General features: G+C 58.6%; 1 protein-coding gene. It reads right to left on the bottom strand.

All coding sequences use genetic code 11. The features are described 5' to 3' along the window. Window positions 1-214: hypothetical protein (locus tag A6302_RS21805; protein ID WP_141704088.1), on the bottom strand; the 214-nt coding region annotated here is incomplete at its 3' end. Window positions 215-372: the final 158 nt, after the last annotated feature.

Here is a 372-nt window from a genome sequence, read left to right as displayed (position 1 = left end):
CCTTCACTCCATCCAGCGCGGTTCCCACTGCATCCGCGTCGTCAGCATCGCTCGCCTCGTCGTCATCTTCCGGCGAAATCGTCGTGCGAGGGGGAAAAAGGATTCCAGTCAGATATCGATCAGTCGGCCGATCTGAAATCAGTTCATCCGGTGCCTCTGGACCAATGAGATCGACCTTCATCCTTTGAAGCAGCGTGTCGCGGGCATCGATCATCTACGTTCTCCAAAATTATGGTTCTGGCTCAGCGAGGAATGCTGGCAAAGCCGCCTAGCAGCGGCATGAGCGCAAGGCTCGGTGCCTCTCCGGGCCGCCCCGGCACGACAACCGTGGTCGCACCAACTACAGGAATTCCCGCAACGACTTCCGGAAGC

The organism is Methylobrevis pamukkalensis (assembly GCF_001720135.1).
In the GTDB taxonomy this organism is placed as follows: domain Bacteria; phylum Pseudomonadota; class Alphaproteobacteria; order Rhizobiales; family Pleomorphomonadaceae; genus Methylobrevis; species Methylobrevis pamukkalensis.
Note: the sequence above shows the minus strand (reverse complement) of the source record. Positions and strands in the feature narration are given on the sequence as shown.